Annotated in this window: 15 protein-coding genes; 11 read left to right on the forward strand and 4 right to left on the reverse strand. The window is 72.0% G+C overall.

Features of this window, described 5'->3' with window-relative positions; all coding sequences use genetic code 11:
* Window positions 1-42: 42 nt before the first annotated feature.
* Window positions 43-318 (reverse strand): antitoxin, encoded by a 276-nt coding sequence (locus AB0N17_RS26440; RefSeq protein ID WP_366013980.1) that lies wholly within the window; start codon window positions 316-318, stop codon window positions 43-45.
* Between the two features lie 24 nt (window positions 319-342).
* Window positions 343-660, reverse strand: coding sequence for a hypothetical protein (locus AB0N17_RS26445; RefSeq protein ID WP_366013981.1), 318 nt, complete (start codon window positions 658-660; stop codon window positions 343-345).
* Between the two features lie 182 nt (window positions 661-842).
* On the opposite strand from AB0N17_RS26445, the gene miaA reads away from it, so the two are divergent.
* The 6 genes from miaA (at window position 843) to hflX (ending at window position 9,180) form a co-directional block, all read left to right on the forward strand.
* Entirely contained in the window at window positions 843-1,781 is a 939-nt protein-coding gene (gene miaA, locus AB0N17_RS26450) for a tRNA (adenosine(37)-N6)-dimethylallyltransferase MiaA (protein ID WP_366013982.1), read from the forward strand.
* 107 nt (window positions 1,782-1,888) lie between these two features.
* Window positions 1,889-2,467: a hypothetical protein gene (locus tag AB0N17_RS26455; RefSeq protein WP_366014047.1), complete on the forward strand. Its 579-nt coding sequence runs from the start codon at window positions 1,889-1,891 to the stop codon at window positions 2,465-2,467.
* A gap of 86 nt (window positions 2,468-2,553) precedes the next feature.
* Window positions 2,554-3,423, forward strand: coding sequence for a diaminopimelate epimerase (gene dapF, locus AB0N17_RS26460; RefSeq protein WP_366013983.1), 870 nt, complete (start codon window positions 2,554-2,556; stop codon window positions 3,421-3,423).
* Window positions 3,424-3,706: 283 nt separating this feature from the next.
* Complete coding sequence (locus AB0N17_RS26465; RefSeq protein ID WP_366013984.1) at window positions 3,707-5,953, forward strand: HD domain-containing protein; 2,247 nt, start codon at window positions 3,707-3,709, stop codon at window positions 5,951-5,953.
* Window positions 5,954-6,038: 85 nt separating this feature from the next.
* Window positions 6,039-7,532 carry a M1 family metallopeptidase gene (locus AB0N17_RS26470; RefSeq protein WP_366013985.1) on the forward strand — a complete coding sequence of 498 codons (1,494 nt, stop codon included), beginning with the start codon at window positions 6,039-6,041 and terminating at the stop codon, window positions 7,530-7,532.
* 157 nt (window positions 7,533-7,689) lie between these two features.
* The gene (hflX, locus tag AB0N17_RS26475; protein ID WP_366013986.1) at window positions 7,690-9,180 is read left to right on the forward strand and encodes a GTPase HflX; all 1,491 of its coding nucleotides are present in this window, start codon (window positions 7,690-7,692) and stop codon (window positions 9,178-9,180) included.
* Between the two features lie 62 nt (window positions 9,181-9,242).
* Here the strand turns inward: hflX and AB0N17_RS26480 are convergent, their stop codons facing one another.
* Window positions 9,243-10,472 carry a hypothetical protein gene (locus AB0N17_RS26480; RefSeq protein ID WP_366013987.1) on the reverse strand — a complete coding sequence of 410 codons (1,230 nt, stop codon included), beginning with the start codon at window positions 10,470-10,472 and terminating at the stop codon, window positions 9,243-9,245.
* 480 nt (window positions 10,473-10,952) lie between these two features.
* Between AB0N17_RS26480 and AB0N17_RS26485 the strand changes: the two genes are divergently transcribed.
* From AB0N17_RS26485 to AB0N17_RS26500, 4 genes are all read left to right on the forward strand, one after another.
* The gene (locus tag AB0N17_RS26485; protein WP_366013988.1) at window positions 10,953-12,425 is read left to right on the forward strand and encodes a diaminobutyrate--2-oxoglutarate transaminase family protein; all 1,473 of its coding nucleotides are present in this window, start codon (window positions 10,953-10,955) and stop codon (window positions 12,423-12,425) included.
* Window positions 12,426-12,723: 298 nt separating this feature from the next.
* Window positions 12,724-14,745, forward strand: a complete 2,022-nt coding sequence (locus tag AB0N17_RS26490) for an IucA/IucC family protein (RefSeq protein ID WP_366013990.1) — start codon at window positions 12,724-12,726, stop codon at window positions 14,743-14,745.
* 68 nt (window positions 14,746-14,813) lie between these two features.
* Entirely contained in the window at window positions 14,814-15,584 is a 771-nt protein-coding gene (locus AB0N17_RS26495) for a GNAT family N-acetyltransferase (RefSeq protein ID WP_366013991.1), read from the forward strand.
* Window positions 15,585-15,833: 249 nt separating this feature from the next.
* Window positions 15,834-17,810 (forward strand): ATP-dependent DNA helicase, encoded by a 1,977-nt coding sequence (locus tag AB0N17_RS26500; RefSeq protein WP_366013992.1) that lies wholly within the window; start codon window positions 15,834-15,836, stop codon window positions 17,808-17,810.
* A 184-nt stretch (window positions 17,811-17,994) separates the two neighbouring features.
* Here the strand turns inward: AB0N17_RS26500 and lexA are convergent, their stop codons facing one another.
* Window positions 17,995-18,774: a transcriptional repressor LexA gene (gene lexA / locus AB0N17_RS26505; protein ID WP_366013993.1), complete on the reverse strand. Its 780-nt coding sequence runs from the start codon at window positions 18,772-18,774 to the stop codon at window positions 17,995-17,997.
* A 563-nt stretch (window positions 18,775-19,337) separates the two neighbouring features.
* On the opposite strand from lexA, the gene nrdR reads away from it, so the two are divergent.
* Window positions 19,338-19,889, forward strand: a complete 552-nt coding sequence (gene nrdR, locus AB0N17_RS26510) for a transcriptional regulator NrdR (RefSeq protein ID WP_366013994.1) — start codon at window positions 19,338-19,340, stop codon at window positions 19,887-19,889.
* Window positions 19,890-19,971: the final 82 nt, after the last annotated feature.

Raw genomic sequence — 19,971 nt, forward strand, 5'->3', positions numbered from 1 at the left:
CCGCCGATCATCCCGCCGAGAGCCTGGCGAGTCCCGAGAGCCTCATGACGCAGGCGGTGGACCCTCCGGCCGTGTCGGGGTCGTCGGGTCGGTGGCCGTCTGCGGACCCTCCTTGTGCGCAAGGCGGTCCATCGCCTCCTTGGCCTTGCCCGTACCCGCATGGATTTTGTCGCTGTACTTGTGCTTGGTCCGATCGTCGACGGCCTTCGCGGCCTTGTCGATGCTGTGCTGGACCTTGTCCCCGTGCTGCCGCGCGAGGTCCGACACCTTGTCCCTGGCCGGGCCGAGCTTGGCCTTCATGTTGTCCAACAGACCCATGGTCCACCTTCCCTCGCGGGACACTTACCTGCGGGCGCCCTCGCCGGCCTCGCTGTCGGCGGCCTCCCCGGCGGACTGCTGCTTCGGGATACCGGTGCCCTCGGAGGCCTCGTCCGCACCGGCGTCCGACCGGGCCGGCACGTCCTCGTGCCCGTTCTCACGCCCGTCGCCGGCCGATGCCTTCGCCTCCGCCGCCCCGGCTTCCTCCGCCGACTCCGCTGCCTTCGCCGACTCCGCTGCCTCCGCCTCGGCCCCGGCCGGCTCCGTGCCGGCCTGAGCCTCGGCGGCCGACGCCTCCTGAGTCGCCTTCGACCTGCCGAGGAGTCGTGCAAACACGCCCATATCCACTCCATACGGTACTCGTGCGGGCGAATTCCCGCGTCACCCGGTGCGTACGGTTGCGCCGCCCGGGTCACCGCCTCCGGCGAACCGGGGGCGGTATCTCGCCACGGGCAACGACCAGGGATGCGCACCGTCACGTAACTCGTTCGAGACCTCGCCCTGAGGTTTGCGAGACTGGTGCGGTGAGCAGCGCACTCCCCGCCCCCCGCGTCATCGCCGTCGTCGGACCCACCGCGGCCGGTAAGTCCGATCTGGGTGTTTTCCTGGCCCAGCAGCTCGGCGGGGAGGTCGTCAACGCGGACTCCATGCAGCTGTACAGAGGGATGGACATCGGCACCGCCAAGCTGACGCCGGAGGAGCGCGCCGGCGTCCCGCACCACCTGCTGGACATCTGGGACGTGACGGTCACCGCCTCGGTCGCCGAGTACCAGAAGCTGGCCCGCGCCCGGATCGACGCCCTGCTCGCCGAGGGCCGCTGGCCCATCCTGGTCGGCGGCTCCGGCCTCTACGTCCGCGGAGCCGTCGACAACCTGGAGTTCCCCGGCACCGACCCCGAGGTCCGGGCGCGTCTGGAGGAGGAGCTGGCGCTGCGCGGCTCGGGCGCGCTGCACGCCCGGCTGGCCGCCGCCGACCCCGAGGCCGCCCGCGCCATCCTGCCCAGCAACGGCCGCCGTATCGTCCGGGCCCTGGAAGTCATCGAGATCACCGGCCAGCCCTTCACCGCCAACCTCCCGGGCCACGACTCCGTCTACGACACCGTTCAGATCGGTGTCGACGTGGCTCGTCCGGAACTGGACGACCGCATCGCGCGGCGCGTCGACCGGATGTGGGAGGCGGGCCTCGTGGACGAGGTGCGCGCGCTGGAGGCGCAGGGCCTGCGCGAGGGGCGTACGGCGTCGCGCGCGCTGGGCTACCAGCAGGTGCTCGCGGCGCTCGCCGGGGGGTGCACCGAAACGGAGGCCCGCGCGGAGACCGTGCGCGCCACCAAGCGCTTCGCGCGCCGCCAGGATTCGTGGTTCCGGCGCGATCCCCGGGTGCACTGGCTGAGCGGGGCCGCGGCGGACCGCGGGGAACTTCCGCACCAGGCCCTGACGTTGGTCGAACGACCGGTCACAGCCTGATCACGTGATGGCATCGGGATGCGCCGCCGGTCATCCGGGCCTCCGGGGCCGTGCCATCATCGAGCTTCGATCGACCAAGTGGAGCCTAGTTGGGAGGGCGCGTGGCGATGGAGGCCGGCCCTCGCGACACCGCACAGAGTACCGAGCACGTCACCACCGACAGTGACGACCCGGGCCGGGGCGACGACCGCCTCACCGGCGACCGTCCGGCCGAAGACCGTCTCGATGAGGCCCACCTCGGCGAGGCCCGGCTCGGCGAGGTCCGTCTGACCGACGACGGCCCCGACGAGATCCCCAGCGGCGTGACCGCCGACGGTCCGGCGCCCGAGGAGATGTACCCGGACGGACCGGAGGTCGAGGTCGAGCTGCGCCCGCAGCGCCGCCTGCGGATCTGGCAGCTCGCGCCCATCGTCGGGCTCTCCGCCGTCGGGTCCCTGATGTTCGCGTTCCCGCTCGCCTTCGACTTCGGCGACAGCGGCGCCGTGATCGCCATGCTCGGCCTGCTGATCTGCTCCTGCGCCGCGGGCTGGGGCATGATGGCCGCCCGCCGGGTGGGACACACCTGGCCGGGGCTGCCCCCGCGCGGTTCCGGCCGCCGGGTGGACTGGCGGGTGGTGCTCGGGTACATGCTGCTGGTGGCCGTAGTGGTGATTCTCGCCGTCTGGCGCGTCGCACGACTCCGCTGAAGCACCCAAGACTCCTCTGAAGCACCCACCGCTCGCCGCCCACGGCCCACCGGCTCCCCGGCGGAGCGCTCCCGTACGATCGAGGAATGAGCACGCGGATCGCCTTCCTCAAGGGTCACGGCACGGAGAACGACTTCGTGATCCTCCCGGACCCCGACAACGCCCTCGAACTGCCCCCGGCCGCCGTCGCCGCCCTGTGCGACCGCCGGGCGGGCATCGGTGGCGACGGGGTGCTGCACGTGGTGCGGTCCGCGGCCCATCCGGAGGCCCGGGAGATGGCCGCCGAGGCCGAGTGGTTCATGGACTACCGCAACGGCGACGGCTCGATCGCCGAGATGTGCGGCAACGGCGTCCGTGTGTTCGCGCGCTACCTCCAGCACGCCGGGCATGTGGCCGAGGGCGACCTCGCCGTCGCCACGCGCGCGGGCGTGCGGACCGTCCACATCGCCAAGGACGGAGACATCACCGTCGGCATGGGCCGCGCCCGCCTCCCGGAGGGTGACGTCACGGTGCGGGTCGGCGAGCGCAGCTGGCCCGCGCGCAACGTGAACATGGGCAATCCGCACGCGGTCGCCTTCGTCGACGACCTCGCGCACGCGGGCGACCTGTACGCCCCGCCCCCGGTCAGCCCGGCGGACGCCTACCCGGACGGGGTCAACGTGGAGTTCGTGGTCGACCGCGGCCCCCGCCACGTGGCCATGCGGGTGCACGAGCGCGGCGCCGGCGAGACCCGCTCGTGCGGGACGGGCACGTGCGCGGTCGCCGTGGCCGCCGCCCGCCGTGACGGCGCCGAACCGGCCGTGACGGGCACCCCGGTGACGTACACCGTCGACGTGCCCGGCGGACGCCTGGTCATCACCGAACGGCCCGACGGCGAGATCCAGATGACCGGACCCGCCGTGATCGTCGCCGAGGGCGAGATCGACGGCGCATGGCTGGAAAACGCCGTCGGCTGAGTCGGCGCAGGCGCTCGGGCGACGGCTGCGGGCGTCCGGATCAGCGGTGACGCGCCACCGGGGCCGTTCGAAACCCCGGCCGAGCGCAGCGCACGTGGCGCAAACGCTAAACCTCTTTCCCGTCGCTCGAATGGGTGATCCGTTTCACGCTCGGCGAGAGGCGGTCTACCGCACGTGGTGGGCTCGATAGCATCAAGCACCGGCACGGACGGGGGAACGTCGCCATCCCTGAGCCGCGTACGCCCTGGGGCCCCGTCCGCCGGTCCACGAGCCGGAGGTGCCCATGAGTGCGGAGGCCACGAACCCTGCGACGCCCGGCCCGGTGGCGCCCGCGGCATCCGCTGCGGCCGCGCTGCCGGTGACGGTCCGCCGGAAGTCCCGCCCCCGGCTCGATCTGCGCCGCCTGGGCCGGGCCGCGCTGCTCGGCCCCGCCGGCCGCGGCAGACTGCCCGACGCCATCGGTCACGTCGTCGAGGCGCACCGCGCCCACCACCCCGACGCGGACATCGACCCCCTGCGCCGCGCCTACGTGCTCGCGGAGTCCTCGCACCGCGGCCAGATGCGCAAGAGCGGCGAGCCGTACATCACCCACCCGCTCGCGGTGACCCTCATCCTCGCCGAACTCGGCGCGGAGACCACCACCTTGACGGCCTCACTGCTCCACGACACGGTCGAGGACACCGATGTGACGCTGGAGCAGGTGCGGGAACAGTTCGGGGAGGAGGTCCGTTATCTGGTCGACGGCGTCACGAAACTGGAGAAGGTCGACTACGGAGCCGCCGCCGAGCCGGAGACCTTCCGCAAGATGCTCGTCGCCACCGGCAGCGACGTGCGCGTGATGTCGATCAAACTCGCCGACCGCCTGCACAACATGCGCACCCTCGGCGTGATGCGCCCGGAGAAACAGGCGCGGATCGCCAAGGTCACCCGCGACGTCCTCATCCCGCTCGCCGAGCGCCTCGGCGTGCAGGCATTGAAGACCGAACTGGAGGACCTGGTCTTCGCCATCCTCCACCCCGAGGAGTACGACCACACCAGAGAACTCATCGCCGCGAACGCCGCCCGCTCCGGCGATCCGCTCGCCGAAGTGGCCGACGAGGTGCGCGGCGTGCTGCGCGAGGCCGGAATCCAGGCCGAAGTCCTCATCCGGCCGCGGCACTTCGTCTCCGTCCACCGCGTGGCCCGCAAACGCGGACAGCTGCGCGGCACCGACTTCGGCCGCCTGCTGGTGCTGGTGGCGGAGGACGCGGACTGTTACGGCGTGCTCGGCGAACTGCACACGTGCATGACGCCGGTCGTCTCGGAGTTCAAGGACTTCATCGCCGTACCGAAGTTCAACCTGTACCAGTCGCTGCACACCGCCGTCGCCCGGGCGGACGGCCAGGTCGTCGAGGTCCTCATCCGCACCCACCAGATGCACAAGGTCGCCGAGGCCGGCGTCGTCGCGCTGGGCAACCCCTACGCCCCCGCCTCCGACGCCCCCGCCTCCGACGCCCTCGCCGACGGCGAGCGAGCCGACCCCACCCGCCCCGGCTGGCTCTCGCGCCTGCTCGACTGGCAGGAGGCCGCCCCGGACCCCGACACGTTCTGGTCCACCCTCCGTGAGGACCTCGCCCAGGACCGCGAGATCACCGTCTTCCGCCCCGACGGCGGCACCCTGGGCCTGCCCGAGGGCGCCACCTGTGTGGACGCCGCCTACGCGCAGTACGGAGAGGACGCGCACGCCTGCATCGGCGCCCGGGTCAACGGCCGCCTGGCAACCCTCAGCACCGTCCTGAAGGACGGCGACACCGTCCAGCTCCTCATGGGCCAGGACCCCGCCTCCGAGCCCTCCCGGGAATGGCTGGAGCACGCCCACACCCCGGCCGCCCGCATCGCCATCCAGCGGTGGCTCGCCACCCACCCCGGCGGCGGCACCGACACCGACGCGGCGAGCGACCCCCGCCGCGACCTCGCCGAGGACGGCGGCCCCCGCTCCGCACCCGCCACGGGCACGACGCCCACGGGATCCGCGGTGAGCGCGACCGGTGAGAGCGCCTCTCCCACACGCCCCGCCGCCTCCGCCCGGCGCCCCCGGGGCGCCGAGGTGCTCGTCGACCGGCCCGGGGCCGCCGTACGGCTCGCCGGGTGCTGCACGCCCGTACCACCGGACGAGATCACCGGCTTCGCGGTCCGCGGGGGAGTGGTGACCGTGCACCGGGCGGAGTGCGCCGCGGTGGCGCACATGAAGAGCCGGGGGCGCGCGGAGATCGGCGTCAGCTGGGGGGAGACCACCGGGTGCCGGGTCACGCTGGTCGCTGAATCGTTCGGCCGCCCGCATCTGCTCGCCGACCTCACCGAGGCGATCGCCTCGGCAGGAGGCGACATCGTCTCCGCCACCGTCGAGCCGCCCAGCCAGCAGCGGGTCCGGCACACCTACACCCTTCAGCTCCCCGACGCGGCCCACCTGCCGGCCCTGATGCGCGCCATGCGGGACGTGCCCGGCGTGTACGACGTGAGCCGGTCCCAGCACCAGGCACCGGCCTCCTGAAGACGGCCTCCTCGGGCCAACCCGTTCGAGTGGGCCGGGCGCGCGTCGCCGTCGCAGCGCGGGCGCGCACTGGTAGCGGTGGTCCATGCTGCTCACCCCGCGCCCCCGGCTCAAGTCCGGGATCTCCCGGCATCGGAAGGCGGCCCTGCTCGCCTCCGCCGTCTCCGTCTGTCTCCTCGCCGCAGCGGCCCCGCCCGAGCCCCTGGGCGTCGGCGACCGGCTCTACCCCCACCTGGGCAACCCCGGCTACGACGTGGCGTCGTACGACCTGTCCTTCACGTACGCCGGCACCAATGACAAGCCGTTGCAGGCCGTCACCACCATCGCCGCCTGGACCACCGCGGACCTGGACCGCATCAACCTCGACTTCGCGCACGGCACCGTGAAGTCCGTCGAGGTCGACGGCCGTCCCGCCGGTTTCGCCGACGCCGGCGAGGACCTGGTCGTCACCCCGGCCCACCCCCTCCGGGAAGGCAGCTGGACCAGGATCACCGTGCGGCACACCAGCGACCCCGTCGCCGGCAAGGACGCGGACGGCGGCTGGGTGCGGACCTCCGACGGCCTCGCCATGGCCAACCAGGCCGACGCCGCCCACCTGGTCTTTCCGTGCAACGACCACCCGTCCGACAAGGCGATGTTCACCTTCCACGTCACCGCCCCGAACGGCTACACCGCCGTCGCCAACGGCCTGCCCACCGGAGCGGACCGGACCGGACGCACCACCACCTGGACCTATCGCACGCGGCACCCCATGGCCACCGAACTCGCCCAGGTGTCCATCGGCCGCTCCACCGTGGTGCACCGCGAGGGACCGGACGGGCTGCCGATGCGTGACGTCGTGCCGAGCGGCGACCGCAAGACCCTCGAACCCTGGCTCGCGAAGACGCCCGGCCAGATCGCCTGGATGGAGAGCAAGGTCGGCCGGTTCCCGTTCGAGAACTACGGCGTGCTCATGGCCCAGGCCTCCACCGGCTTCGAACTGGAGACACAGACCCTCTCGCTGTTCGAGAAGAACCTGTTCACCGACCCCGCCTACCCCAAGTGGTACATCGAGTCGGTCATGGTGCACGAGCTGTCCCACCAGTGGTTCGGCGACAGCGTCAGCCCCCGCACCTGGTCCGACGTCTGGCTGAACGAGGGGCACGCCACCTGGTACGAGGAGCTGTACGCCGAGGAGAAGGCGCACCGGCCCATGGACGACCGGATGAAGGCCGCCTACGGCGCCTCCGACCGCTGGCGCGAGGCCGGCGGGCCGCCCGCCCGGCCCAAGCCTCCCGCGCCCGGCCAGAAGATCGGCATCTTCCGGCCCAACATCTACGACGGTGCCGCGCTCATCCTCTACGCCCTCCGGCAGGAGATCGGCCGCCCCGCCTTCGAGCGGCTGGAGCGGATCTGGGTCCGCGACCACCGGGACTCCACCGCCACCACCGCCGACTTCGTCCAGCTGGCCTCCATGGTGTCCGGCCGTGACCTGACCGGCTTCTTCCAGGGCTGGCTGTACGGCGAGAAGACCCCGCCGATGCCGGGCCACCCGGACTGGAAGAGCACTCAGCCGGCCAAGGCCCCGGCCCACGAATAAGACGGTGACGGGGCGTGCCGACCCGTGCGACCATTTTCGGGTCGGCACGGCACGGGACACGGGAATCTCCCGGGGTACTCGTGCGTTGAAAAGGGCGAGCGGTCCCGGTGACCGCCGTCCCGGCGCCGTCACGGCATTCCATCGACGTAAGGATCCAATGACCTCCTCTTCTTCCCCTTCCCAGGACGCCAAGCGCCTCGCGCACGCCTATCCCGAGGGCCTTCGGGCCGATGCCCTGATGGAAGAGGACGTCGCCTGGAGCTACGAGATCGACGGCGAGCGTGACGGCGAACAGTTCGACCGTTCCGAGCGCGCCGCTCTGCGCCGTGTCGTGGGCCTCTCCACCGAGCTGGAGGATGTCACCGAGGTCGAGTACCGCCAGCTCCGCCTGGAGCGGGTCGTGCTCGTCGGTGTGTGGACCACCGGCACCGCGCAGGACGCCGACAACTCCCTCGCGGAGCTGGCCGCCCTCGCCGAGACCGCGGGCGCGATCGTGCTCGACGGCGTCATCCAGCGCCGCGACAAGCCCGACGCGGCCACCTACATCGGCTCCGGCAAGGCCGCCGAGCTGCGGGACGTCGTGCTCGAGACGGGCGCGGACACGGTCATCTGCGACGGTGAGCTGAGCCCCGGCCAGCTGATCCAGCTCGAAGACGTCGTCAAGGTCAAGGTCATCGACCGTACGGCCCTGATCCTCGACATCTTCGCCCAGCACGCCAAGTCCCGGGAGGGCAAGGCGCAGGTCGCGCTGGCGCAGATGCAGTACATGCTGCCCAGGCTGCGAGGCTGGGGTCAGTCGCTGTCCCGGCAGATGGGTGGCGGTCGCGGCGGCCTCGCCACGCGTGGCCCCGGTGAGACCAAGATCGAGACGGACCGGCGACGGATCCGCGAGAAGATGGCGAAGATGCGCCGGGAGATCGCGGAGATGAAGACCGGCCGCGAGATCAAGCGCCAGGAGCGCCGGCGCAACAAGGTGCCGTCCGTCGCCATCGCGGGCTACACCAACGCCGGAAAGTCCTCCCTGCTCAACCGCCTCACGGGCGCCGGCGTCCTGGTCGAGAACGCCCTGTTCGCGACCCTGGACCCGACCGTCCGCCGGGCGGAGACCCCGAGCGGCCGGCTGTACACGCTGGCGGACACCGTCGGCTTTGTACGCCACCTGCCGCACCACCTGGTCGAGGCGTTCCGCTCCACCATGGAGGAGGTCGGCGACTCCGACCTGATCCTGCACGTGGTGGACGGCTCGCACCCCGCCCCGGAGGAGCAGCTCGCCGCCGTGCGCGAGGTGATCCGGGACGTCGGCGCCACCGACGTGCCCGAGATCGTCGTGATCAACAAGGCGGACGCGGCCGACCCGCTGGTCCTGCAGCGGCTGCTCAGGGTCGAGAAGCGCTCGATCGCCGTCTCGGCCCGCACCGGCCGGAACATCGACGCGCTGCTCGCCCTGATCGACGACGAGCTGCCCCGTCCCTCGGTCGAGATCGAGGCGCTCGTGCCGTACACCCACGGCAAGCTCGTCGCCCGCGCCCACACCGAGGGCGAGGTGATCTCCGAGGAGCACACCGCGGAGGGCACCCTGCTCAAGGTCCGGGTGCACGAGGAGCTGGCGGCCGACCTGGCGCCGTACACACCGGTCCCGGCGGTCTGATCCACGGCTGTACGAAAGGCCCGCCTCCCACCGAGGGGGCGGGCCTTTCCGCGTTCACGCCCCTACTGCCCGGCGAACTTCTTGCTCACCGACTGGTACACACCCTTGGCCACGTCACCCAGCCTGGGACCGGCCAGCCAGCCCGAACTCACCGGGCCGATGGAGGTGTTCGACACCAGCGCCGGCTTGCCGTCCGCACCGGTCTCCACCCAGCCGCCGCCGGAGGAACCGGCGGTCATCGTGCAGCCGATCCGGTACATCGTCGGTTCCGACTGCTCGATCGAGAGCCGGCCCGGCTTGTCCTTGCACTGGTACAGCAGCTGACCGTCGAACGGAGCCGCCTCCGGGTAACCGGACGCCGTGATGCCGGCGACCTTCGGGACCGCCGGGGCGTTGAAGTTCACCGGCAGCGCCCCGCCGACCGTCTCCTCCAGCGACTTGCCGCCGCTGCCCTGCTCCGGGGTCACATGGATCACCGCGAAGTCGTACGGGGCGCCGTGGCCGCCGGTCTCACCGCCCTGGTCGATCCACTGCTGGGAGGTCTGCGCCGCATCGGCCCACCACACGCCGTACGGCGCGATCTCGGACCGGCTGGCGTTCTGCAGCTGGTCGGCCGATTTGCCGGCGTTGTTGTACGACGGCACGAACGCCATGTTGCGGTACCAGCCGCCCTCCTTGCCGGCGTGCACACAGTGCCCGGCCGTCCAGACGAGGTTGGACTTGCCCGGGTGCGCGGGGTCCTCCACCACCGTGCCCGAGCAGACCATGTGGCCCTCGGGGGAGTCGAAGAACACCTTGCCCGAGGCCGCCGCGTTGGTGTGGTACGGCGCCGCGACCGACTGTGCCTTCACCGGCTGCGGGATCGGGTCCGTCACGCCCTGGTCACCGGAGATGTCGTTGTCGTCGACGCCCTTGGTCGGGTCGTTGGCGTGACGCATCCGGTCCGGGTCCCACAGGCCCTTGATGATCGGGTTGATGAAGTCGTTGGCCTCGCGCAGCCAGTCCTGCTTGTTCCAGTTCTTCCAGGCGCCGTTCTTCCACTTGTCGATGTCGATCCCGTGCTCCTTGAGCCTCTTCCTGAGGTCGTCCGGGATCCTGATCTTTCCGTCATCGGAGCCGCCCGCGGTCGCGGTGGCGGTCGGCGTGCCGTCGGCGTGGTCGTCACCGTCGCCGTTGCAGGCGGTGGCGGTCATCGCCAGCGCCGAGACGAGGGCGACCGTCGCCAGCGCGGAGGAGGTGCGGCGGGTGCCCCTCCCTCGCCGAACGGTGAACGACGGCCGTATGGATCGCATGCTCTTGACTCCCCCTGCTGTGAAGGAACTAGGCGCTTCGGCCGTGCCACCGGCGGTGAACTCGTGGGGAGTTCATGCCGCTCTCACGACCGTCTGGGAACGGCTGTACAGACTATGCGGTCGCTGTGGGGGAGTTCCGACGGTACGGCAACGGTTCGGCTACAAGCGGCCTGACCTGGTCAATCGTGGCAGCTCTGACCCGAGTTGACGTCCGCTCACGTCTGAGGCGGTTTCGACCGTGCCGGCCGGACGGCCGAGGGCGGCACGGACGGTTCTGCCGGTCTCCGTACCCGCTCCACCGCCCGAGGCGGGCCCGTACAAGGCGGTCCTGGAGCGGCCGGGGACCCCCCTCCGGCAATGATCTTGCGGGGACCCGTAACCCGCCGGGCGGTCGGCGGTTGTAAGGGTGGGGGGCCTGCTGTCTGTGTCCGGTCCCCGCGGATCGACATGCCTGTGAACAACGGGGGAGGACAGCGAGCCGTGGCCGTAACGGAGTCGGTGGCTGAGGGCACGCACGGGGAAGCACGCGCCGTGCACGAGGGGATCCTCAGACGCCAGTCGGCGCGCGAGTCCTCGGCGCGCACCTACGCCCGGGCCCTGCCCATCGTGCCCGTCCGGGCGCGCGGCCTCACCATCGAGGGCGCCGACGGCCGCCGCTACCTGGACTGCCTCTCCGGCGCCGGCACCCTCGCCCTGGGCCACAACCACCCCGTCGTGCTGGAAGCCATCCGCGGCGTCCTCGACTCGGGCGCCCCCCTCTCCGTCCTCGACCTCGCGACCCCCGTCAAGGACGCGTTCATCACCGAGCTGTTCCGCACCCTGCCGCCCGGCCTCGCCGACCGGGCCCGCGTCCAGTTCTGCGGACCGGCCGGCACCGACGCCGTGGAGGCCGCCCTCAAACTGGTCCGGGCCGCGACCGGGCGCACCGGCATCCTCGCCTTCACCGGCGCCTACCACGGCATGACCGCCGGTGCCCTGGCCGCGTCCGGCGGCGCCCGCGACATCCAGGTCGCCCGGCTGCCCTATCCCCAGGACTACCGCTGTCCCTTCGGCGTCGGCGGCCCGCGCGGCGCCGAACTCGCGGCCCGCTGGACCGAGTCCCTCCTCGACGACCCCAAGTCGGGCGTGCCGTTGCCCGCAGGGATGATCCTCGAACCCGTCCAGGGCGAGGGCGGGGTGATCCCCGCACCGGACGACTGGCTGCGCCGCATGCGGCAGCTCACGGCGGACCGGTCCGTCCCGCTGATCGCCGACGAGATCCAGACCGGAGTCGGCCGGACCGGCGCCTTCTGGGCCGTCGACCACAGCGGCATCACCCCCGACGTGATGGTCCTGTCCAAAGCGATCGGGGGAAGCCTTCCGCTCGCCGTGATCGTCTACCGCGACGACCTCGACGTCTGGCAACCCGGCGCCCACGCGGGCACCTTCCGCGGCAACCAGCTCGCCATGGCCGCGGGCACCGCCACCCTCGCGTACGTCCGCGAGAACGCCCTCGCCGGACGAGCCTCCGACCTCGGCGCCCGCATGCTCGCCCAGCTCAGGGAGCACACCCGGCAGTTCGCGTGCGTGGGGGAGGTGCGGGGCCGTGGGCTGATGATCGGGGTCGAGCTGGTGGAACCGGAGGCCGACGGAGCCACGTCCGCCGAGGCACCCGCCACCGGCGAACGCGCCCTCACGCCGACCGGCCCGGACCCCACGCACTCCCCACGCCCCGCCGCCCCGGAACTCGCCGCAGCCGTGCAGCGGGAATGTCTCCAGCGCGGGCTGATCGTCGAACTCGGCGGCCGACACTCCGCCGTCGTCCGGCTGCTCCCTCCCCTCACGATCAGCGACGAACAGGCGGCGGCCGTGCTCGACCGCCTGGCCGACGCGCTGGCCGCGGTGGCCCGCCACCATGAGGAGCACGGCCCACAGCCCCGCCGACACCACGGCCCCGCCCAGTGCGCGGGCTGACGACGGCCGCCCGCCACCCAGGCCCCGAGCCCGGCACCAGCCACGGCACCACGACCGATGCCCGTCACACGCACGCTTTTTTTCCACACGAACATCCAGTCCGTCCAGCGGCCTCCGCAGACGACCCGCACCTTCACCTCACGCCCACCCGCACCCACCGAAGCGGCCGGCGAACGCCGCCCGACCGGCCCGTCCCACCGGCCGACTACCTCTCGGCGCCGCCCACGAGGGGCAGGGCGGCCGAGCCGTTGCCGTGACCGCCCCGCGCACCACCCGCCCCAGCCCCCGAGGAGCCGCCATGAACGCCACGCCCGCCCCCGACGGCCGCTCCGACACCCCCGACGGCCGCTCCGACACCCCCGACGAGCAGGAGGACAGCGGCACCCCGAACGCGCCCGTGCCGCTCGCCGAGTCGGTGCCCCAGCAGAAGCGGCGGACCGCGGACCTGACGCGCCGCACGGAACCCGGCCCCGATCTGCTGGAAGACCCCGATCCGCGCACCGCCGCCGAGGCCGCCGCCGTGGAGAACCTCCTGCGGTGCTGGGTACGCGAGACCGATCTGGCCGCCCCCACCACCGGCAGTCTCCGCATCCCGCTTCCCGCCAGCGGCACCTCCTTGATCACCCCGGTCCGCTACTGGTCCCCGACGGGCTGGCACCGCTTCGGACCACCGCGCCTCACCGGCGCCCCGGACACCGCTCCTGCCGTCGACGCCGTCACCCTCGCCGCGCTGCTCACCCGCGAGACGGCCGGGGGCACCGGCAGCACGCTGAACGGCACAGCCCACACCCCGGACCCCGCCGCCACGGCCACGGCCACTGCCACCGCCACCGGCGACGGCAGCGGCGACGGCGCCGACCTGGTGGCCAGGGTGGCCGACTCACTCCGCCGGACCGCGACCTTCATCCGCGACCGACGCGCACACCCCGCAGACACCCCGGACCTCTTCCTCAGTACCGAGCAGGCCCTCCTCCTCGGACACCCCCTGCACCCGACCCCCAAGAGCCGCGAAGGCCTGACCGAGTCCGAAGCCCGGCTGTACTCACCGGAGTTGCGCGGCGCCTTCCCCCTGCACTGGCTGGCTGTCGCCCCCTCTCTGCTCGCCACCGACTCGGCCTGGACCGAACGCGGCCGCACCGTCCCCGCCGGCCACCTCATCCGACGCCTCGCCAGAGGCGGACTCCCCCTGCCCGACGGCTGCACCGCCCTGCCGCTGCACCCGTGGCAGGCACGCGAGCTACGGCACCGGGAACCCGTGGCCGCCCTGCTCGACGCCGGGCTCCTCCGGGACCTCGGCCCCCTCGGCCCCGCCTGGCACCCCACCTCCTCCGTGCGGACCGTCCACCGAACCGGTGCCCCCGCGATGCTCAAGCTGTCGCTTGGCCTGCGCATCACCAACTCCCGCCGCGAGAACCTGCGCAAGGAACTCCACCGGGGAGTCGAGGTGCACCGGCTGCTGCGCACCGGTCTGTGCAAGCGGTGGCAGGCCGCCCACCCCGGCTTCGACATCGTCCGCGACCCGGCCTGGCTGGCCGTCGACGGCCCGGACGGCCTGCCCGTGCCCGGACTCGACGTGATGATCAGACACAACCCGTTCACCCCGGCCGACGACGTCGGCTGCGTCGCCGGACTCGTCTCACCCCGGCCCGTCCTGTCCGGGCCGGGAAGCGGCCCGGACACGCAGTCCACGACATGGCCCATGCGATCCCGGCTGGCCCAGCTCGTGGCCCGGCTCGCCGTCCGCACCGGCCGACCCGTCGGAGCCGTCGCCGCCGAGTGGTTCCTGCGCTACCTGGAGCAGGTCGTGCGGCCCGTGCTGTGGCTGGACAGCGAGGCCGGCATCGCCCTCGAAGCCCACCAGCAGAACACGCTGCTCCTGCTCGACGGCGAAGGCTGGCCCGTCGGCGGCCGCTACCGCGACAACCAGGGCTACTACTTCCGCGAGTCCCGGCGGGCCGAGCTGGACGCGCTGCTCCCCGGCATCGGCGAGCGCAGCGACACCTTCGTCTCCGACGAGGTCACCGACGAACGCTTCACCTACTACTTCGCCGTCAACAACGTGCTGGGCCTGATCGGTGCGTTCGGCTCCGAGGGACTTGCCGACGAGGGACTCCTCCTCGCGGCCTTCCGCCGGTTCCTCACCCAGCTCACCTCCGGCGACGCTCCGTTGCGCACGACCCTGCCCGGCCGCCTGCTCGACTCACCCGTCCTGCGCTGCAAGGCCAACCTGCTGACCCGGCTGCACGGCCTGGACGAACTCGTGGGTCCGGTCGACACCCAGTCCGTCTACGTCACCATCGCCAACCCCCTTCACTCCTGACCGCCTCCCACCGACCTCCCGCACTTCCGAGGAACATGACCCACCACGTCTTCCGAGAGGAGCGCACCGTGCCTCCCACCGACGCGAGCGCCGGCTCCGGTCCCACCGCCGCCCCACTGAGCCGCACCGGCACCCGAACGGGCAGCGCGGGCATGCCGGACGCCCTGTTCAGCCACTTCGCCGTCGAGGACGACGACGCCGACAGCGAGGACACGCTGGACCTCCACCTGCCCTCGGAGTTCGTCGCCCTCTTCGCCGGGGGAACGGACTACCTCCTCGACCGGCTCCCCACCTGGGGCCCGGTCGTCACCCCGGCCGGCTCCTTCCAGCTCGTGCCCGTACGCCTCGAAACCGACCTGCCGCTCGTCCACCGCTGGATGAACGACCCCGCCGTCGCGGAATTCTGGGAGCTGGCCGGGCCCCCGAACCGGACGGAGGAGCATCTCCGGGCCCAGCTCCACGGTGACGGACGCAGCGTGCCGTGCCTCGGAGTCCTGGACGGCACCCCCATGAGCTACTGGGAGATCTACCGGGCGGACCTGGATCCCCTGGCCCGCCGCTATCCGGCCCGTCCGCACGACACCGGGATCCACCTCCTCGTCGGCGACGCCGCGGACCGGGGCCGCGGGCTGGGGACCGCCCTGCTCGGAGCCGTGAGCGACCTCATCCTCGACCGGCGTCCCGCGTGCGCACGTGTCGTAGCGGAACCCGACCTCCGCAACACCTCCTCCGTCGCGGCCTTTCGGAGTGCCGGCTTCCGTCTCGCGGCCGAGATCGACCTGCCCGGCAAGCGGGCCGCCCTCATGGTGCGGGACCGAGTCCCGCGCGATGCGCCGTAGCGCCGAGTGACGACAGCTTCACATGGGGTGCGCCGCCCGAGTCGATCCGGTTCCCACTCGGTCGTCCACCTGCCCCTTCCCGTTCCCGCGCCCGCCCCCCTGGCCCCCGGCCCCCGTAGTCCTCCCGCTTCCACCGCCCCCACCCAGGAGCCCGGCCGTGATCCCGCTCGTGGTCCCGCTTGTCATCCCGTCCCACGTCACCGCCTTGATCGCCCGTTTGTCAGTGCCGGGCCGTAGGGTGGTCGGGCTATGACGAAGCCCTCACTCCCCGAACTCCTGCATGCCGCTGTCACAGCCGTCGGCGGCACGGAGCGCCCTGGCCAGGTGACCATGGCCGAAGCGGTCGCCGAGGCGATCGACGACGGATCCCACCTGCTGGTCCAGGCCGGTACCGGCACCGGAAAGTCTCTCGGCTACCTGGTGCCCGCGCTCGCGCACGGGGAAAGGGTGGTCGTCGCGACGGCCACCCTCGCCCTCCAGCGCCAGCTCGTGGAGCGTGACCTGCCGCGCACGGTCGACTCCCTGCACCCGCTGCTGCGCCGTCGCCCGGAGTTCGCGATGCTGAAGGGCCGGTCGAACTACCTCTGTCTGCACCGTCTGCACGAGGGCGTACCGCAGGACGAGGAGGACGGCCTCTTCGACCAGTTCGAGGCCGCCGCACCGACCAGCAAGCTGGGCCAGGACCTCCTGCGGCTGCGCGACTGGTCGGACGAGACCGAGACCGGCGACCGGGACGACCTCACCCCGGGCGTCTCGGACCGCGCGTGGGCGCAGGTGTCGGTGTCGTCACGGGAGTGCCTCGGCGCGTCGAAGTGCGCGTACGGGGCCGAGTGCTTCGCGGAGATGGCGCGCGAGCGCGCCAAGCTCGCCGAGGTCGTGGTGACGAACCACGCGCTGCTCGCCATCGACGCCATCGAGGGCGCCCCGGTGCTGCCCCAGCACGAGGTGCTCATCGTGGACGAGGCGCACGAGCTCGTCTCCCGCGTCACCGGCGTGGCCACGGGCGAGCTCACGCCCGGCCAGGTGAACCGCGCCGTGCGGCGTGCGGCCAAGCTCGTCAACGAGAAGGCCGCGGACCAGCTCCAGACAGCCGCCGAGGGCTTCGAACGGCTGATGGAGCTGGCGCTGCCGGGCCGGCTGGAGGAGATTCCGGAGGATCTCGGCTACGCCCTGATGGCGCTCAGGGACGCCGCCCGTACGGTCATCTCCGCGATCGGCGCGACGCGCGACAAGTCGGTGCAGGACGAGGACGCGGTACGCAAGCAGGCGCTGGCGTCCGTGGAGACGGTGCACGACGTGGCGGAGCGGGTCCTGAACGGCTCGGAGTGGGACGTCGTCTGGTACGAGCGCCACGACCGCTTCGGCGCCTCGCTGCGGATCGCTCCCATGTCGGTCTCGGGGCTGTTGCGGGAGAAGCTCTTCGCGGACCGCAGCGTCGTCCTCACCTCCGCGACCCTCAAGCTGGGCGGCGACTTCAACGGGGTCGGCGGTTCCCTCGGGCTCGGTCCCGAGGGAGCCGAGGGCGACGACCTGCCGGCGTGGAAGGGCGTCGACGTGGGCTCACCCTTCGACTACCGCAAGCAGGGCATCCTGTACGTCGCCAAGCATCTGGCGCGTCCCGCGCGTGACGGCGAGCGCGCCGACATGCTGGACGAACTGACCGAGCTGATCCAGGCGGCGGGCGGTCGCACCCTCGGGCTGTTCTCGTCCATGCGGGCGGCCCAGCTCGCGGCGGAGGAGCTGCGTGCCCGGATCCCGGAGTTCCCGATCCTGCTCCAGGGCGAGGAGACACTCGGTGAACTGATCAAGAACTTCGCCGCCGATCCGAAGACCTGCCTCTTCGGCACGCTCTCCCTCTGGCAGGGCGTCGACGTCCCCGGCCCCAGCTGCCAGCTGGTGGTCATGGACAAGATTCCGTTCCCCCGCCCCGACGATCCGCTGATGAGCGCCCGGCAGAAGGCGACGGAGGAGGCGGGCGGCAACGGCTTCATGGCGGTGGCCGCGACGCACGCGGCCCTGCTGATGGCGCAGGGCGCCGGCCGTCTCATCCGCGCGTCGGGGGACCGGGGCGTGGTCGCCGTACTGGACCAGCGCCTGGCCACCGCGCGGTACGGCGGCTTCCTGAAGTCCTCGATGCCGGACTTCTGGTACACCACGGACCGTAGCCAGATCCGTAAGTCGCTCGCGGCGATCGACGCGGCGGCGAAGCAGGCGGAAGCCCGGTAGAGCCCTTCCGGACGGCCGGGAGAACCCTTCCCGCCCGAACGAGGGAGCGCGCCGGTAGGTCAGGGCGCCCGGGCGGGAAGGGCCGAGGCCGAGCACGGAGTGGAACATGCAGGGCCCCGGAACCGGCGCAGGGGTTCCGGGGCCCGGTCAGGGAGCGAGCCGGCCGGCCCGCCCGCCGCGGACGTCACACGCGGCGCAGCACGGCGACGACCTTGCCGAGGATGGTCGCGTCGTCACCGGGGATCGGCTCGTAGGCCGCGTTGTGCGGGAGGAGCCAGACGTGGCCGTCCTCGCGCTTGAAGCGCTTGACGGTGGCTTCGCCGTCGAGCATGGCCGCGACGATGTCGCCGTTCTCGGCGACCGGCTGGCGGCGGACGGTGACCCAGTCGCCGTCGCAGATCGCCGCCTCGATCATGGAGTCGCCGACGACCTTCAGGACGAACAGTTCGCCGTCGCCGACCAGCTGGCGGGGGAGGGGGAAGACGTCCTCGACGGACTCCTCCGCGAGGATGGGGCCACCGGCGGCGATACGGCCGACCAGCGGGACGTACGACGCGGCGGGCTTGCCGGCGGTGTCCGTGGGCTGCACCGTCACGGCCTGGTCGGAGCCGCGCACCTCGTACGCACGCGGACGGTGCGGATCCCGGCGCAGGAAGCCCTTACGCTCCAGTGCCATCAGCTGGTGTGCGACCGAGGACGTGCTGGAGAGGCCGACGGCCTGGCCGATCTCGCGCATGGACGGCGGGTAGCCGCGCCGCTGGACGGAATCCCTGATGACCTCGATCACCCGGCGCTGCCGGTCGGTGAGTCCCGAGCTGTCCGCCCGGATCCCTGGAGGTCGGCCCGGCAGGGAGCGCTTGTGCCCCTCGGGATTCGCGGCTTCGTTCATCGCATGTACCGGCTCGACTCGGCCCTGGGAGCGGTCCTGGGCAGTGATGGTGGCACTGTCTGCGGTGGTGGTCACGTCGGCCCCTCTCGATGGTCTCCCTGCTGGACAACGGTAGTTGCTTTCGAAAGGTTGCGCCAAACACACGTTCGAGTGAAAAAGTGCGTTTCACCTGACGTGATCATGCGTCTGGGTGTATGGCTAACGCGACACCTGGCGGACAAAAGCGCCCATTGTTGTACCCTTCACCGCCGGGGTGGCTCGCCTCGTGGGCTGCGGCCCAGTGTGCCATCCGGAACCCGTTCCTCCGTGACTCGGGCCCCTTCTGTGCCGGAGTCCTACGCGTCCTCCGTGCCGCGCCCACGGTATCTCCGTAAGTGCCACAGCGATACGGCTGTGCGTCCGCGTGTCCCGGACGGCCGTGGAAGGTGCCTGTGGCGTGTCGTCGCACTGCGACACGCGAGTCTGCCTCGGTGTATGAGCCAATCCCCACATGTAGTGGTTGGATGGCTACAGCAGCCCACAAGTTGTGGTCCCCCCGGTCGGAGTCGACTCCGCGATCGCCTATGCTTAGGGCTGCTTCGCGGGACCCATGGGGTCTGACGAGGCTTTTGAGTCTGCTGTGAGGAGGGTTGGAGATCATGCACTGCCCCTTCTGCAGGCACCCCGACAGCCGCGTGGTCGACAGTCGTACGACCGACGACGGCACGTCGATCCGCCGGCGCCGCCAGTGCCCTGACTGCTCCCGTCGTTTCACGACCGTGGAGACGTGCTCGCTCATGGTGGTCAAGCGGTCCGGCGTCACCGAACCGTTCAGCCGCACCAAGATCATCAACGGTGTGCGCAAGGCATGCCAGGGACGGCCTGTCACCGAGGACGCGCTCGCCCAGCTCGGCCAGCGGGTCGAGGAGGCGGTGCGGGCCACCGGAAGCGCCGAGCTGACCACTCACGACGTGGGGCTGGCCATACTCGGCCCGTTGCAGGAGCTCGACCTCGTGGCCTATCTGCGGTTCGCCTCCGTCTACCGGGCGTTCGACTCGCTCGAGGATTTCGAGGCCGCCATCGCGGAACTGAGGGAGGCGACGCGAGGCCGCGCCGTGGACGAGGAAGGCGCGGGCACGGGGAGCCAGGAAGACGATCGCGGGCCGGACGGAACCTCCCAGGTTCCCGTGCCCGCCCACGCCGCCGACTGACCGGCGGGCCGGAAACCGGGAGGAGCCCCGGGTTCCGGCCGGCAGGCGGCGACCGAAGACCTGTTGCGGGTGGCAGCTGAGG

The sequence above is a fragment of the Streptomyces sp. NPDC051133 genome, from assembly GCF_040682635.1.
GTDB lineage: Bacteria > Actinomycetota > Actinomycetes > Streptomycetales > Streptomycetaceae > Streptomyces.